This window comes from Acinetobacter sp. WU_MDCI_Abxe161 (genome assembly GCF_025514355.1).
Lineage (GTDB): Bacteria > Pseudomonadota > Gammaproteobacteria > Pseudomonadales > Moraxellaceae > Acinetobacter > Acinetobacter pittii_E.
In genome coordinates this window covers 38,424-53,025 of record NZ_JAHPTU010000013.1, presented here as the reverse complement: position 1 = coordinate 53,025, position 14,602 = coordinate 38,424, and the positions used below count along the sequence as shown (strand labels likewise).

The following is a 14,602-nucleotide window of genomic DNA, read 5'->3' as shown; positions in this document are numbered from 1 at the left end:
TTATGATGTAACACTGTTTTTGTTGAGTGTTTGAAAACCCTTATGCAACCGTTTGTTTTATATAACTCTGAGCAACGAAAAAAAGTTGAATTTGTACCTCGCAAAGAAGGTCACATCGATATGTACGTCTGCGGTATGACCGTTTACGACTACTGTCATATCGGGCATGCTCGAGTTATGGTTGCATTTGACTACATTATTCGTTTCTTACGTAGTCAAGGCTGGAAAGTTCGCTATATTCGCAACATTACCGACATTGACGACAAAATCATTAAACGTGCGAATGAGAATGGTGAAACAATCCAACAACTCACCACTCGTTTTATCGATGCAATGAATGAAGATGCAGCGAACTTAGGCTGTTTGGCACCAGATGAAGCACCTAAAGCGACTGAATATATCGATCAGATGCAAAATATGATTGGCAATCTGGTCAACAAAGGCTCTGCTTACCCTGCTTCAAACGGCGATGTTTATTTTGAAGTGACCAAATTTGAAAAATATGGTCGCCTCTCTGGCCGTAAGCTTGATGATATGCAAGCTGGCGCAAGTGAGCGTGTTGATGTAGAAGTTGAAAAGAAACATCCTTTTGACTTTGTACTTTGGAAACATGCGAAAGAAAATGAACCGTCTTGGGCATCCCCTTGGGGTAATGGCCGTCCGGGTTGGCACATTGAATGTTCCGCAATGTCGACTTGCTGCTTAGGCAATCACTTTGACATTCATGGTGGCGGTTCAGATTTAATGTTCCCTCACCATGAAAATGAAATTGCGCAAAGTGAAGCTTCGACTGGTGAGCAATATGTAAACTACTGGATGCATGTTGGCTTCATTAACGTTGATGGTGAAAAGATGTCTAAGTCTTTAGGCAACTTCTTTACGATTCGCGACGTGATGGAGAAATTCCACCCTGAAGTGATCCGCTACTTTATTGTGTCTTCACACTATCGTAGTCCTGTGAACTTCTCTGATGTGGCACTCAAAGAAGCAAAAACTTCTTTAACTCGCTTCTATCATTCATTTAAAGCTTATCAACAAGTGTATGGTCAAACGACAACTGAATCGCTTGATCAAAGCTTTATTGAACGCTTTAACAATGCGATGTGTGACGATTTCAATACTGCTGAAGCAATGGCGGTATTGTTTGAACTGAACAAAGAGTTAAACCGTGCTGTAAAAGAAGAGCAAGCTGACCAAGCGACTATTCTTTATTCGACGTTACGTCACCTCACCAACATTTTAGGTTTGGTACAACACAATGTAGATGATTTCTTAAAATCAGATATCGGACAAGAAGCGCTTGCTTTGTCTGATGCTGAAATTGAAGACTTTATTCAACAACGTGTGGATGCTAAAAAAGCAAAAGACTTTGCTAAAGCAGATGGTATTCGCCAGTCTTTGCTTGACCAAGGTGTTGTGCTTGAAGATACTCGTCAAGGTACAGTTTGGCGTCGTGCTGATTAAATGTTCAATTAAATCACAAGAGTGTTGACACTTTAGTGAAACACTCTATAATGTGCTCACATTGCGGGAATAGCTCAGTTGGTAGAGCATAACCTTGCCAAGGTTGGGGTCGCGAGTTCGAGTCTCGTTTCCCGCTCCAAAATTCAAAAACCACTTAATTCGAAAGAATTAGGTGGTTTTTTTATTGTCTAACACTTAATTAATATTCAAAGATAATAACAATCGTCGAGACGTAACAATTAAAAAAGGGCTTTTACACCCCGTTCAAGCTTCTACCTGATTTGTTTTACTACTCGAATAAATAAAATATAGCGCGATGCCTAAACAGATGAGCGCTGCTAATCGATAAATTGAAAAAGGTAGGACTTCATTACCAAACCAGCCAAAGTTATCAATCAGTATGCTCATTAAGAGCTGACCAAAAATAACTGCAACTGTTGCAACTGCTGCTCCAATTCTTTGTACGGCTAAAACCATAATTACAATATATGGCACACCACACATTGCACCTAATAATTGCCATTTGGGTACGTCTAATAAAGTTAAGCTTTGCTTCGGTTCAAAATAAAAAATAAGTAATGCTGTAATTAAAGCACCTACAGAGAAAGTTAGAAATGCGCTCTTAAATACACCAACTTTACTTCCAAGTTGACCATTAATTGCAGCTTGAACACTCAATAAAGCACCACCAATTACAGCTAATAAAATCATTAAAATAGTCATGTTACCCTCTTATGCAGTCGCTACAAGTGAAAGTGCTATCACAATAAAGACAAGAGCAATAACGCGCTTGCAATCAACTTTTCTACGCGGCGTACCCAGCAGGCCATAATGGTCAATAATAAGACTCTTAAAAACTTGCCCCGCCAAAATACCAATCATTGTCATGGCGATCCCGATAATAGGTGCCGTAATAGTGAGAATAATCACATAGATAGGTCCTAATACACCGCCTAATAATTGCCATGATGGAATACTAAAAAATGAGGGGCTATTGCGTGGACTAAAAAATAACATCAATAAAAAAGTAAGGGCTGCCCCTACTCCAAAAATACTGAAAGTTGCCCACAACTCACCCACTTCCTTTCCCAATGGACCTAAAAGCCCAGCTTCAACGGACAACCCCATCCCGCCTAAAATTGTTAGGAGCAGTAATATAATTTGCATCTACATTGCCTCAACTTATCTAGGCAACGAATACTAGAGTAGTCAATTCAATGAAAAAACAGCATAATTCACGAATCACTTTTGCAGAAATTGCACAGATGAATTTAGCAAATTCGATAGATATTCGTACTCTTCGCTTTTTTATAAGTGTATATAACGCTCAAAACTTTTCTATTGTGGCTCGTAAAGAAGATGTATCTGCCTCAATGATTTCTCGCACAATACAACAATTAGAAGATGCGTTAGGCCAGCAGCTTTTTTATCGGAATACTCGGGCAATTACCCCTACAGAATCAGGTAAATTGTTTTTTGAATATGCCAAAAAAATTACTGAACAATTTGATGAAGCACAAAAGGCTTTGCAAGATAAAACCATTGAACCATCAGGCTTAGTTAGAATTAATGCGCCTGTCTTTTTTGGTCAACGTCATATTGCCCCGTGGCTGACTGGACTATCGGAGCTTTACCCAAAACTTCAAATAGAATTAATTCAAACTGATGAATTTATAGATCCTTTACGTGAAAGCACTGACTTAATATTTCGTATTGGAACCTTAACAGACTCTTCTTTTCACGCACGTATTTTTGGAACACAGAAATATCATTTAGCTGCCTCACCCAAATACTTATCTAAGTACGGGACACTCAAAGATCCTAAAGAATTACATGACCACAAATGCCTAGTTTATAAAGGTTTTGAAGGCCCTAACCGCTGGTTAGTAAAAGAAACCAATGGGGAATGGATACACTACCCGATTAATCCGCTGCTCTCTTCAAATAATGCTGAAAGTTTAATGACAGCGGCACTCAATGGAATGGGTATTGTTTTATTTCCAGATTGGTTAATTGGTGAAGCACTTAAAAACGGCGAATTAATAAAACTATTACCTGATTACGAGACTTCTATTAAACCTCAGCCACAACATATTGCAGCAATTTATCCCAATGTTCGTCATCCCCCATTAAATATTAGAGTAATTATTGACTATTTTGCAGAAGTTTATGGTTCACTACCGTATTGGCAAGAATAATATTGAAGGAAATTACACCAGCAAGTTCCTATCTCCTTTCCCGCTCCAAAATTCAAAGACCACTTAATTCGAAAGGATTAAGTGGTTTTTTTATTGTCTATAGGTCAATTCAAAATTCGCATTAAAAAGCGCTTTATATTTCCATTGCAGTACCATGAAATTTGGAGTGTTATTATGCAAAAGCCGGTTAAGCGCGGAAACGCGTGGCGCATCACTGTCTGTTATTTAGGTAAACTTATACAGCTACTCGAGACACTGTGAGTGAGTGTGAACAATGGGCCGCAAAAAAATTATTAGAATTACAATCTCAACAGGCTAACCCTGAGTCTGAAAAAATCCATATCTCCTTCTATGCCCTTTTTGAACAGTACTATCAAGAAGAAGGCAGAAAAATGAAGAGTGCCCGCTTAATTGTTCAAATACTTAAATGCCTAAAGAATAATGAAAATATAATTAATATTTTATGATTAAACCCATCATTAAGTTTTTATTGATATTGAAATTAAAAATTGGCTTAAAATTAAAGATTAGCTTAAAAGTATATTATCGCAAAGTCTCCCCCATTGAGGAGACTTTCTAAGTATTAAATGAATTAAGGATGAATTTTTTTCAATCCATCTTCTACAGCAAATTTAGCTTCCTCCCACTGTAAACGTGAACTGCCTTTAACTTGTTCCCATTTAGTTTTCAATTTAGATTCAACCTCGGAAAAATTAATTTCTGCATTATTATGTACACGATTTTCATAACCTAAACGATAAGCAGCCTGATAATCACGATCATATTCTAAATTCTTGTCTTCAGTATAATATGGCATTTTTTTATAGTTTTCTCGCCAATAATTATCTTCTTCTTGCCAGTCATTACCATCATCTTTTTGGCTATTTGTTTGAGCTATATCATTACCTGCTATTGCCCCTACCACACCACCAATAATCCCCCCAACAACAGCACCTGGAGGGCCGCCAACAACACCAAATGCAGCACCTACCGCCGCTCCTCCCAAGGTTCCTGCACCTGTAGCAACCAAATTCTCTCCCCCTTCATTCATATCGGGTACATGATTGTTATTAGTCGGTGGAGAGTTTAAATCTGGACGAGCATTATCAATTGTGGATGAAATGTCTTGTAATGGTTTGCTATTTGATACATTACCATTAGAAGATGGCTCTTTTTGAGTCGTATAATTACCATCTGAATTTGAGTGTTTTGTATTTACCATTTTCTTACTCCCTATATTTTAAAATCTAGTGTCTTTCAAAAGAGCTAGAATATTAAAAGAACTTTTGAAATATGCTTGATAATTATTATTATAATTCACCTTTAGGTTATTTATGTTTCATAAATACCCCTATTAAGTAAAGAGATGTTATTAATTAAAGAAATTATTTCTCATCAATAAAAATTCTTATTTAAATAATCTTCATAATTATATCACCCTTTATCCCATAATTATTATATTTCGCTAGATTAAACATCACCCATAACATTCTAGTTTTAAACTACCCTACAGGAAATTATGATTTTATGTATATGCAATTTAAAAAAGCCTAGTTAATTAATACTAGGCTTTTTAAAAGTATTTTTAAAAGATAATAATTATATATTATTTCATATTTTTAAATATATCTTCAGCTGCTTTTAGGTGTTTCGCAACAGCATCACGTGTTTGTACGAGCATATTTTTTAATTCAGAACTTTTCGTGTTTGGTATTAACTGCTTATCAATTATCGTCAAAACTTTACGGTGAACTTTAACTTGACTCATCATATAATTTTTATCAGTATCTGATGTTATTTGATTAAGCTTACTAACAATTTTATCACTATCATTTTGCAATGATTTACTAAGATTACTGGTTTGTGAAATCAACTGTAATCGACTTGCCAACGCTTGTGCATTTTTTTCATTGGCTGAATGTTCTTTAATCATCATTTCAGCATATTTCTTAGCTTCATCCATTTTTAGTTTTGGCAACGCAGTTTTTGCCTGCTTAATTTCACCATTATTAGCTGTACTTAATATCTTCAAAATTTGACTATCAGTCAAATTTTCATGGTTTTCATTTAATATTTTAGATTGATTCTTCCCATCATTTATAGTTTGTTGATTCGCTGCCATAATCTCAAATGCACTGAAGCTTAAAACACCACTAATTGCGATACAGCTAATAATTTTCTTCGTTAAAATAGCTTTCATACCAATATCCTTTAACTTAATTCATGAGTATTTCTACCTATGGGTAGTTTTTTCACATTTCCAATCTATATCCCAACTTGTAAATTCAAGATTGGGGTTATTTATTCTTTATTTCAATCAATCATATTTATACCGCTCGTTGAATATTCTTCGCAAAGGGTTAATAGCTTATTTAAAGTAGATGATATAAATTTAATAATGAATCATACATCTGTATCCAATCTTATTAATGTAAATATAAAATATATATAATTTTAAAAAACATTAACTTAAAAACAATTTTTATTTTTTATTTTTACGAAAATAACAATAAAGCTCGTTATATTAACTTATAGATACTAAAGCTAGAATTAAATATATTTAAAAAAAATTTAAACCAATTTAACTTATTCGCCCATCTATAAAAAAGCGTTCTCCTAAAGTCTTTAATTCACACACTGCACACACAAACAGTGACATGCACTTTTATAGATATCGTATGAGCTATGCATCCTGAAAGTAGAATACACAGCGAAATCAGAACCTTCATAGTGAAACGCGGTTAGCGATCCAACCATAAAAGAATTGCTCTTAGGTAGGATTTCGCTCACAAATTTCGATGTAACGTTGGCCTTGCATGATATTAAGAACTCGAACTAAAACCTTCTCTCCTTCTTTACCGCGCTTAGCCAGTGTTAACGAGAAGAAATTAACCTCGAATCAACACTTTTAACTGCAGAAGAGTATGAATTTGCCAATTTCTTAATCTCACATAGCTAAATAATTTACCCCTAACTTATACACAACAAAAAGCCCTCTGAAATTCCGAGGGCTTTTTATAACTAAGAGGTAAGTAAGAAATAAAGTTCTATCTTCCAACCTAAGCTAGCCATTTCCCCCTAACACTCAAATATTTTTAGCCAAGTCTTTTGCCAAACATTGTTCATGCCAAGTGGTTTGAAAATTCTCGACAGCTTTTGATTTGATGAGAGGGTCTTCAAATAGCTTTGAAGAATATGCAGATTTGATAAGCTCTTGATAAAGTTTTTTGGCTTGTTGCTCTTCAAGATGATTGGCGATGTCATGTAACTCTTTAGCTGGCACTTCATGTTGTCTCGCATCCATCACGCCACTTGCTGCTTTCTTCACAGTTTCACAGTAATGAAGTTCCATTGCTTCGGATGCTGCATAACATTGAATTGAAATTGCGCTTATAAAGAGGAATATAAATCTCATAATCTCACCTTAATTTGACGCGCAAGGTTATCAACTAATCAGCCTAAATTTAAGTTAAAAAAGGTTATTTTTGTTTTCTCTTATTTTATTTCACCTTTTGCACTTGAGTGTCAGAAGCGTTTAGCACTTCTCCATCTGCTGAGACGGGTGCCATAAATGGAATTTGCTGACCTGTATTTTTATCAATTAACAGAGAGTGGCGCTCACCACTTTCAAATAGGTTCTGTTCTCCCCATTGTCGTAAAGCTACAACCACAGGAAACAAGCTCTCTCCTTTAGCTGTCAACACATACTCTTGATAGGCCGTGCCATCCGAAGCATCTTGCATTTCGAGAACACCTGCATCCACCAACTTTTTCAGCCGGTCAGAAAGTATATTTCGCGCAACGCCCAAGCTGCGCTGGAAATCTCCAAAACGGCGCATTCCATCAAAAGCATCCCGCACAATAAGCAGTGACCACCGATCTCCAATGAGATTGACGCAGCGCGCAACAGGACAAGGCTCGTCTTTTAACAATGTTGAGTTTGCCATCAGATTTCCCTACAAATTATCCGAAACAAGTTACCTAGTTGCATTTTAAAACTAGCAGGTCTAATATTCAACTAGTTGCATTTTAAAACTAGATTAAGTGGATTTAGGCCATGAAAGCTTCTCTTGCATCTTCTACTTCACACGCCAAAAGTGATAAACCGCTTTCAAGCATGCCTCGCGGAGTAATTTTGCTGTTTGCTATTGCAAGTGGTGCAAGCGTAGCAAATGTTTACTATGCACAGCCTTTGCTCGACATATTGGCTAGAGACTTTAATGTTAGTCATGCCGCCATTGGCGGTGTAGTTACAGCCACTCAAATAGGGTGCGCCCTAGCTTTGGTGTTTTTAGTGCCATTGGGTGATCTTGTAAATCGGCGTCGATTAATGGCTATGCAGTTACTGGCTTTAATATCTGCATTGCTAATAGTTGCCTTTGCTCACTCTACAATTGTTCTCTTAATGGGAATGCTTGCCGTGGGTTTACTCGGCACAGCCATGACACAAGGACTTATTGCCTATGCTGCAAGTGCTGCTGCTCCACATGAGCAAGGACATGTAGTCGGTACTGCACAAAGTGGTGTGTTCATTGGCTTACTGCTTGCTCGTGTATTTTCAGGTGGAATTAGTGATGTGACGGGTTGGCGCGGCGTTTACTTTTGCGCCGCCATTATCATGCTCATGATTGCATTGCCACTTTGGAAACGACTCCCTCATTTAAATGTTCAGCCTGTTAGCATGCGCTACCCGCAACTTCTGGCATCCATGTTCAAACTGCTGCGCCAAGAAAAAGTACTCCAAATGCGCGGAGTTTTAGCTTTACTCATGTTCGCGACCTTCAATATTTTCTGGAGTGCGTTGGTATTACCGTTGAGTGCGCCACCATATAACTTCTCGCATACTGTAATTGGGTCTTTTGGACTCGTCGGGGTTGTCGGCGCTCTGGCTGCCGCACGTGCGGGTTACTGGGCCGATCGTGGATATGCTCAGCGTACAAGCGTGGCAGCACTTGTAATATTACTGCTCGCTTGGGGCCCACTTTCACTTATGGGTTACTCGCTTTGGGCACTAGTAATAGGTATCGTATTGCTAGACTTAGGTGGACAGGCTCTACATGTGACTAACCAGAGTATGATTTTTCGTACTCGTCCAGAAGCGCATAGCCGGCTTGTCGGGCTATACATGCTCTTTTATGCAGTCGGTAGTGGTTTGGGTGCAATCAGTACTACAGCCACTTACGCCTATGCTGGATGGTTTGGCGTATGTGCCTTAGGTGCAAGTGTCAGTTTGTTAGCTCTAGTCTTTTGGTGGATGACACGACGTATTGTGCCTCACGTTAGAACTAAACAATAAAAATATATAAATAGAATAAGACTGGATCTGACAAAGGTTCTTTAAGTTCTAGCAGATGCATTAAAATTGAGGAGGTTTAAGTCCAATACAAAAATTAAAAAAGCCCTCAAAGTGAGAGCTTTTAGTGAAACAACTTTTACATTTAATATGGCAGTTAAACTTCAGTTGGGCTAATTTCTGTCGTTAATCTTTGCAAATCATGACCCGACGGTGCTTGGTAAACGCGTAAACCAAATTCAGGAAGAATCGCAATTAAGTGATCGAAAATATCTGACTGAATTGCTTCATAAGAAACCCATGCAATGGTATTGGTAAATGCATAGACTTCTAAAGGTAAACCTTGGCTGGTCGGTTGTAACTGGCGAACCATAATCGTTTGGTTTTGAGCAATGCCCTTGTGCTGGCGCAAGTAAAATTCAACATAGGCTCTAAATGTACCAATGTTGGTTAAACGGCGCTTGTTATAACGAGATTGATTGCTTAATTGCTTATTAAATTCTTCAATTTCAGATTGTTTCGCATCAAGATATTGGTCTAATAATAAAAACTCTTTTAATTTTTGCTGCTCGTCATCAGTCATGAAATGTACACTGCTTTGATCAAGAAAGAGTGAACGCTTCATACGGCGACAACCCGAATTGCTCATGCCTCGCCAGTTTTTAAAAGTATCGGTAACGAGTTTATTGGTTGGAATAGTGGTATAGGTTTTATCAAAATTTTGAACAGTCACTGTATGCAATGAAATATCAATTACATCACCATCAGCATTTAGAGATGGCATTTCAATCCAGTCGCCAATACGCACCATGTCATAAGAAGCGATTTGGACACTCGCGACTAATGACAAAATAGTGTTTTGGAAAACCAGCATTAATACTGCTGCCATCGCCCCGAAGCCTGCAAGTAAAGTGAACACATCCTTTTTAAGGAATGTTCCCAAAATCATGAGACCACAAACCACAAATAAAATGAGTTTAACCAGCTGTAAATAACCCTTAATTGGCTTATTTCTAGATTTTGGGTTACGTTGATAAATAAGGTTAAAGATATTTAATATTTCACTGACCGTAAGCGCCAAAGTTAGGAAAATAAATGCTTGTGCAGCCATCTCTACAAAAGTAATAAACTTTGGAGATAGATGAGGAACCGTTGCAATACCATTCATAATCACAACAGCAGGAACAATATTTGCAAATTTCTGTATAACGCTATGCTGAGCAAAAATAGACTGATTTGGTGATTTGAGCTTTGTAACTAAATGACGAACGCCCCGAACAATAATGCGTTTGGCAATAAAATTTGCAATTGCAGCAAATAAAATCAAAATAGTGAGTGAAACAAACATCTCTAGCCAAGGATATTGGCTTAACTCACCCCGAATATCACGAAAAAAATTTAAAAAATCCAAACCTATACACCTTAACACTTTATTTTCACTAATTTTAAGGGCTAAGGCATTTGATCATAAGGTTTGTTTACATATGTAGTCATAAATACAACAACTAAGTTATATACCCTGCTTAAATTTAATTTTGATCTATTAATTTTAAAGCTTCTTAAGTTTATGGTTCAGTCCGATTATATAAAGTAGATCGAACCTATTTGTTCCTTTAGAATAATACGTTAAACAAGTAGCTTTGGTTTGAATGAGTGAAATTTTCCGATTTTTTAACTTTTATTGGAATGGTCTGGTTCAGCTTATTCTTTCTCTATATCGCTTGGGTCTTTTTTCTTAAAAGTCTGGTTCATAAATTTTTAATTTATAGACGAGGAATAATGACTTCTGCTGAGGTCGTATATTTTCAGGACTCATTAGCTAAGGTGCAATATCGCCCTTTATGTTATATCAAATTGAAATTCCAAACTGAGCAAGGCCAAATCATGACTGAAAATCTAAAGGTGCTTGTTGCTAAACAAAATCATCATAAATATAAAGTCGGTAGCATTATCAATATTAAATATGACCCTAAAAATTTAATGAACATTTCAATATTGGGCGAGGTCATGCTTTAAGTCATTAGAGATTATTTAAAAAATACGATAATCCCTGCGGTGCACGTCCATTTAAGCGGCTACTCGTTGTTACTCGCACCAGATTACTCCAAGTAATATTGCAACAATGCTTGAGCAATTTTTTGATTAAAGACACATCTTCATGACATGAAATAGGCTCAAAGCCACCGACCAAAAGGTAGACCTCTGCACTAAAACTTAAATTTGCTCCATGAATATGCGCATGGTCCATCTCATCTTTATAGTGTGCTAAATATTTTTGTCGTTTAGTGATAGAGAGATGACTAAAATCATCGAGCGTTACAGTGCCGCAAATGGCATCTGTCGGTTGATGCTGGATTTGATAGCGCAGCCAATCAGGGCTGACCACGGTGTCTGCATCGGTACAAGCAATCCATGTGACCCCTCTTTCAATTAAATGGCGAATACCTAAGTCTCTTGCTTGCCCAACACATGCATAGTCGCATTCAATCCAATTGATTTGATGGCTTTGTACGATCAAACGCGACTGATCTGTACAGCTATCGAGTACAACAAGCACTTCTACGTCATAACCACCGATGTTATCGATCGCCACCTGAATAGATTGCAGACAGGCAGATAAATAGTACTCTTCGTTATGCGCGGGAATGACGATACCTATTTTCATCTTAGTTTTTCCTGCTGTGCTAAAGAGGAAGTGTTCGCCGTCCATAGATCAATCATAAAATCTGGATCGGTTAAGCTGAGATAGTGATGAAATGGAAAATGTTGCTGAAAAGCTTGATGGACTTGCTCAGCGTTCAACTCAAAATCTTGAATTTCATGACGCCAGTGGCAACACAAAATTTCACCGTCATCATTTAAACTATGTTTTAACTTTTCAATAAACTGATGTAACTCATCCTTCGATAAGTAATAGGCCATCTCACTAATTAAAATCAGATCAAATTTTTGAATTGAGTAGTCTTCGGGTATTTTTCTATTTTCAACAACAACATGCTCCAATTCTTTTAAACGCTCAGAAGCCAAACGAACAGCATTCTCAGAAACATCTATACATACCAATTGCTCAGCTCTTTGCGCTAAATGAAAACTTAAATGTCCGTTTGAACAGCCGACTTCTAGCACTTTTGGATAGCGAGGCTTTGTCAGCAGCGCGAGACAAATTTGTCTTTTCCGTGCTTCATACCAGTGAGCGTCATAGCCCCATGGATCACTGTTATGACGATATAAATCTTCAAAGTACATGCGAGAATGAATCACTCAAATAAACCTCATAAGGCATTAAAAGACGATTAATCGCACTTGGAGATAGCACTGCGGCATTCCCCGTGCTTTCATCTGCTTCTAGTTGGGTTTTAAACTGCAAAATTGCTTGATGTTTTTTAGTTAGCTGTTCTTGTGTTAAGGAATACGCTTTTGCTCGGTGCCAATCAATTCGGAAATCTAAAGGCCTTGCCCAATGCCAAGCCCAGATTAATACGTGTAAACATAGGAGTTGTTTCGTAGTTGCATAGGCTTGTACGGTTTTACCTACTGCTTCATGGTCTGGATGTCCATCAAATTCATAGCTACAAATTAGAATATCGTTGGCTTGCACCATCTGATCTAGACACTGCCAGAGTTGCTCGGTTTGCAAATGAATCTGACCATCTAACAAATTAAGTTCTACATGCTCGGTTGACTCTGCTACGTCTAGACAATTTAAGGCCGCCAAGCTTTCTTGCGGACGAAGAATATTGAGCTGATCTGGAGGATATTTTGTAGAGTTAGGATGGCTTTGTGTGCCGTTACTCACAGCTAAAACCACTATTTTACAATTCAATGTGATCAGTTGCTGCATTAACCCGCCACAGCCAAGCACTTCATCATCAGGATGTGGAGCGACAATCACCACCCTTTTATAACGAAATAACTCAAGATCTAAAGGCGCTAGTGGATCATCTTTAAATGCATTTAACCATTGCTCTTTGGCCGTGCCCTCACCAAAAATAATGCGGTCTTCAACCAAAGGATGTTTTAAAGTTCCCATAGGCTTTGCTCCGACACACAGAGTTCTGCAATTTGCTCATAGTCAAAAGCAGCATGACTTTGTCGTATAAACACAGGCAAATCTGCCATGAGCTGAGCAAATGTTGCATCTTCACAAAAAGGACGCGCGCCCAAAGCTTTCCCGACTCGTTCAATAATGCCCAGACAACATTGCTCTGTTTGGGCACGTAATATGCGTATTTCCCGTTCATGACTTAGCATTGGTTTATGGTCAATTAACTCGGCAACATATTGAAAATAGTGTTTGGTGATTTCTAATTGCTGAGCGACCTCGCCTAAATACAATTTTTTATACGGATTAGGATTTGCCTGACAATTTTCTTGCAAATAACCCGCTAAGCGCACGGCGGCACCATACCAACAGGCCGCAACACCTGCTGCCCCATGCCAAAAACCTGGACGTTTTAAATAACTATTTGGCTGACCTATTGCCGTAACAGGCGTATTTTTAAAAGTTACTTGCGCGGTCTGTGTTGCATGCATGCCTACAGCCTGCCAGTGGCTTAAATCGGTAGTGATTGACGGATGACTTAAGTCGGCAATACAAAGCTGCGCCTGTCCTTGCTGATCTTTATAACTCATTAAAGCTTTTTGGATAAATTCCGCGCCAGAGCACCACGGTTTGATGCCATTACAAAGGTCATTAGTGACTTGCAAAGGCGCTGGCCCGCCATCGGCTGCCCAAACCGCCCAAGTCTTGTTATCTATTTCTTGTTGATAACCCAATTCATTTAAAATGCTTAAGGCATCGCAATGAGATTCAAAAAACTTAGCTAGACTTAAATCAACCCCAGCAATCTGCCCAAAAAGTTGCCAACGTTGATAAGTCTGCCCCGAAGCTGGATGAGGTAAATTTTTCGCTACATTGATTAATTGATAGAGCAAACTAATACGCAGCTTACTTTTAACTTCAGCTGAGGCAGTTTCAAATTCATTCAAGATACTCAATATCGTCATGTTTATAGGTATTTTGATATTCATTGCAAATAATTATTTATAAGACTTAACTCAACCATAACTAAACATTTCTGTTTAAATAAACACGTAAATTGTAATAAAAAGAAAAATAATATTAGTTTTATATCCAATTATTTCATTGTTATCCAAATATTCTTATTAAGTGAACTTATAATCCGATCATGTAAGGTTTATTAAAAACCCAACATTTAAGCGATTATTTAAAGTAATTTAGTTTCTACCGTTTTTCTATTTCCAAAGAAGAGGTCCAAAATGAATACTTTAAATATTAATGATATTAAAAAACATGCTGATGTCATTGCTTCATGTGGCACAAAAGTAGGAACTGTCGATCATCTTGATGGTGAGAACCAACTCAAACTCACCCGAGATGAAAGTGGCCAACATCACCTTATCCCTACTGGATGGATTGGGGAAGTGAAAGAAAACCAAGTCATTCTGAATAAAAATTCAGAAGAAGTTAAAGAGCAATGGCAAGCAATCTAGGCTTGAAGCACGGCGAGTTATTCACCGTGGTCATTTATAATTAAAATATTTCACTATAAAAATAAATGAGTAGGCTTAAATTATTTTAGGCCTAAATGATAAAAATGAAGGCTCCTTTTTATTAAGGAGCCTT

The 14,602-nt window shown here is 37.6% G+C and carries 16 protein-coding genes, 1 tRNA gene and 2 pseudogenes; 7 read left to right on the top strand and 12 right to left on the bottom strand.

The features are described from left to right. Window positions 1-42 precede the first annotated feature (42 nt). Both cysS and KTI78_RS14135 read left to right on the top strand, forming a co-directional pair. Complete coding sequence (cysS, locus tag KTI78_RS14140) at window positions 43-1,464, top strand: cysteine--tRNA ligase (protein WP_262446459.1); 1,422 nt, start codon at window positions 43-45, stop codon at window positions 1,462-1,464. Between the two features lie 63 nt (window positions 1,465-1,527). Continuing rightward, window positions 1,528-1,603, top strand: a tRNA-Gly gene (locus KTI78_RS14135). 125 nt (window positions 1,604-1,728) lie between these two features. Here KTI78_RS14135 and KTI78_RS14130 read toward each other — a convergent pair. Then, complete coding sequence (locus KTI78_RS14130) at window positions 1,729-2,187, bottom strand: DMT family transporter (RefSeq protein WP_262446457.1); 459 nt, start codon at window positions 2,185-2,187, stop codon at window positions 1,729-1,731. 9 nt (window positions 2,188-2,196) lie between these two features. Further along, entirely contained in the window at window positions 2,197-2,631 is a 435-nt protein-coding gene (locus tag KTI78_RS14125) for a DMT family transporter (RefSeq protein ID WP_262446456.1), read from the bottom strand. A gap of 98 nt (window positions 2,632-2,729) precedes the next feature. Here KTI78_RS14125 and KTI78_RS14120 point away from each other — a divergent pair, with 98 nt between their 5' ends. Both KTI78_RS14120 and KTI78_RS17645 read left to right on the top strand, forming a co-directional pair. Continuing rightward, complete coding sequence (locus KTI78_RS14120; RefSeq protein ID WP_262446488.1) at window positions 2,730-3,662, top strand: LysR family transcriptional regulator; 933 nt, start codon at window positions 2,730-2,732, stop codon at window positions 3,660-3,662. A gap of 174 nt (window positions 3,663-3,836) precedes the next feature. Next, a pseudogene (locus tag KTI78_RS17645) lies at window positions 3,837-4,105 on the top strand (site-specific integrase); the annotation flags it as partial. A 149-nt stretch (window positions 4,106-4,254) separates the two neighbouring features. Here KTI78_RS17645 and KTI78_RS14115 read toward each other — a convergent pair. From KTI78_RS14115 to KTI78_RS14100, 5 genes and pseudogenes are all read right to left on the bottom strand, one after another. Beyond that, window positions 4,255-4,884 (bottom strand): hypothetical protein, encoded by a 630-nt coding sequence (locus KTI78_RS14115; RefSeq protein ID WP_262446455.1) that lies wholly within the window; start codon window positions 4,882-4,884, stop codon window positions 4,255-4,257. A 384-nt stretch (window positions 4,885-5,268) separates the two neighbouring features. Further along, on the bottom strand, window positions 5,269-5,862 hold the full coding sequence (locus tag KTI78_RS14110; protein ID WP_262446454.1) for a DUF4142 domain-containing protein: 594 nt from the start codon (window positions 5,860-5,862) through the stop codon (window positions 5,269-5,271). Between the two features lie 570 nt (window positions 5,863-6,432). Further along, window positions 6,433-6,534 (bottom strand): annotated as a pseudogene (locus tag KTI78_RS17670) (hypothetical protein); the annotation flags it as partial. A gap of 213 nt (window positions 6,535-6,747) precedes the next feature. Next, entirely contained in the window at window positions 6,748-7,077 is a 330-nt protein-coding gene (locus tag KTI78_RS14105) for a hypothetical protein (protein ID WP_239975756.1), read from the bottom strand. Window positions 7,078-7,162: 85 nt separating this feature from the next. Next, window positions 7,163-7,609 (bottom strand): winged helix-turn-helix transcriptional regulator, encoded by a 447-nt coding sequence (locus tag KTI78_RS14100; RefSeq protein WP_262446452.1) that lies wholly within the window; start codon window positions 7,607-7,609, stop codon window positions 7,163-7,165. 110 nt (window positions 7,610-7,719) lie between these two features. Here KTI78_RS14100 and KTI78_RS14095 point away from each other — a divergent pair, with 110 nt between their 5' ends. Further along, window positions 7,720-8,958 carry an MFS transporter gene (locus KTI78_RS14095; RefSeq protein WP_262446451.1) on the top strand — a complete coding sequence of 413 codons (1,239 nt, stop codon included), beginning with the start codon at window positions 7,720-7,722 and terminating at the stop codon, window positions 8,956-8,958. 154 nt (window positions 8,959-9,112) lie between these two features. Here the strand turns inward: KTI78_RS14095 and KTI78_RS14090 are convergent, their stop codons facing one another. After that, window positions 9,113-10,366: a mechanosensitive ion channel family protein gene (locus KTI78_RS14090; protein WP_016141627.1), complete on the bottom strand. Its 1,254-nt coding sequence runs from the start codon at window positions 10,364-10,366 to the stop codon at window positions 9,113-9,115. Window positions 10,367-10,608: 242 nt separating this feature from the next. Here KTI78_RS14090 and KTI78_RS14085 point away from each other — a divergent pair, with 242 nt between their 5' ends. After that, the gene (locus KTI78_RS14085) at window positions 10,609-10,971 is read left to right on the top strand and encodes a DUF3592 domain-containing protein (protein WP_262446450.1); all 363 of its coding nucleotides are present in this window, start codon (window positions 10,609-10,611) and stop codon (window positions 10,969-10,971) included. A gap of 4 nt (window positions 10,972-10,975) precedes the next feature. Here the strand turns inward: KTI78_RS14085 and KTI78_RS14080 are convergent, their stop codons facing one another. From KTI78_RS14080 to KTI78_RS14065, 4 genes are read right to left on the bottom strand one after another with little or no spacing between them, the layout of a single operon-like run. Continuing rightward, on the bottom strand, window positions 10,976-11,620 hold the full coding sequence (locus KTI78_RS14080; protein WP_239969056.1) for a glycosyltransferase: 645 nt from the start codon (window positions 11,618-11,620) through the stop codon (window positions 10,976-10,978). Continuing rightward, window positions 11,617-12,216 (bottom strand): class I SAM-dependent methyltransferase, encoded by a 600-nt coding sequence (locus tag KTI78_RS14075; protein WP_262446448.1) that lies wholly within the window; start codon window positions 12,214-12,216, stop codon window positions 11,617-11,619. Before KTI78_RS14075 ends, KTI78_RS14080 begins: the two co-directional genes overlap by 4 nt. After that, window positions 12,191-12,985, bottom strand: a complete 795-nt coding sequence (locus KTI78_RS14070; RefSeq protein ID WP_262446447.1) for a PIG-L deacetylase family protein — start codon at window positions 12,983-12,985, stop codon at window positions 12,191-12,193. Before KTI78_RS14070 ends, KTI78_RS14075 begins: the two co-directional genes overlap by 26 nt. Further along, entirely contained in the window at window positions 12,973-13,986 is a 1,014-nt protein-coding gene (locus tag KTI78_RS14065) for an acyl-CoA dehydrogenase (RefSeq protein ID WP_262446446.1), read from the bottom strand. Before KTI78_RS14065 ends, KTI78_RS14070 begins: the two co-directional genes overlap by 13 nt. Before the next feature lie 249 nt (window positions 13,987-14,235). On the opposite strand from KTI78_RS14065, the gene KTI78_RS14060 reads away from it, so the two are divergent. Next, a complete protein-coding gene (locus KTI78_RS14060; RefSeq protein WP_016141633.1) occupies window positions 14,236-14,469 on the top strand; it encodes a DUF2171 domain-containing protein in 234 nt (77 codons plus the stop codon). The last annotated feature ends 133 nt before the right edge of the window (window positions 14,470-14,602 follow it).

What these genes read in the sequence shown, in the direction of transcription:
- cysS (WP_262446459.1), top strand. Translation starts at nt 43, where the DNA reads ATGCAACCGTTTGTTTTATATAACTCTGAGCAACGAAAAAAAGTTGAA.
- KTI78_RS14130 (WP_262446457.1), bottom strand. Translation starts at nt 2,187, where the DNA reads ATGACTATTTTAATGATTTTATTAGCTGTAATTGGTGGTGCTTTATTG.
- KTI78_RS14125 (WP_262446456.1), bottom strand. Translation starts at nt 2,631, where the DNA reads ATGCAAATTATATTACTGCTCCTAACAATTTTAGGCGGGATGGGGTTG.
- KTI78_RS14120 (WP_262446488.1), top strand. Translation starts at nt 2,730, where the DNA reads ATGAATTTAGCAAATTCGATAGATATTCGTACTCTTCGCTTTTTTATA.
- KTI78_RS14115 (WP_262446455.1), bottom strand. Translation starts at nt 4,884, where the DNA reads ATGGTAAATACAAAACACTCAAATTCAGATGGTAATTATACGACTCAA.
- KTI78_RS14110 (WP_262446454.1), bottom strand. Translation starts at nt 5,862, where the DNA reads ATGAAAGCTATTTTAACGAAGAAAATTATTAGCTGTATCGCAATTAGT.
- KTI78_RS14105 (WP_239975756.1), bottom strand. Translation starts at nt 7,077, where the DNA reads ATGAGATTTATATTCCTCTTTATAAGCGCAATTTCAATTCAATGTTAT.
- KTI78_RS14100 (WP_262446452.1), bottom strand. Translation starts at nt 7,609, where the DNA reads ATGGCAAACTCAACATTGTTAAAAGACGAGCCTTGTCCTGTTGCGCGC.
- KTI78_RS14095 (WP_262446451.1), top strand. Translation starts at nt 7,720, where the DNA reads ATGAAAGCTTCTCTTGCATCTTCTACTTCACACGCCAAAAGTGATAAA.
- KTI78_RS14080 (WP_239969056.1), bottom strand. Translation starts at nt 11,620, where the DNA reads ATGAAAATAGGTATCGTCATTCCCGCGCATAACGAAGAGTACTATTTA.
- KTI78_RS14070 (WP_262446447.1), bottom strand. Translation starts at nt 12,985, where the DNA reads ATGGGAACTTTAAAACATCCTTTGGTTGAAGACCGCATTATTTTTGGT.
- KTI78_RS14065 (WP_262446446.1), bottom strand. Translation starts at nt 13,986, where the DNA reads ATGAATATCAAAATACCTATAAACATGACGATATTGAGTATCTTGAAT.
- KTI78_RS14060 (WP_016141633.1), top strand. Translation starts at nt 14,236, where the DNA reads ATGAATACTTTAAATATTAATGATATTAAAAAACATGCTGATGTCATT.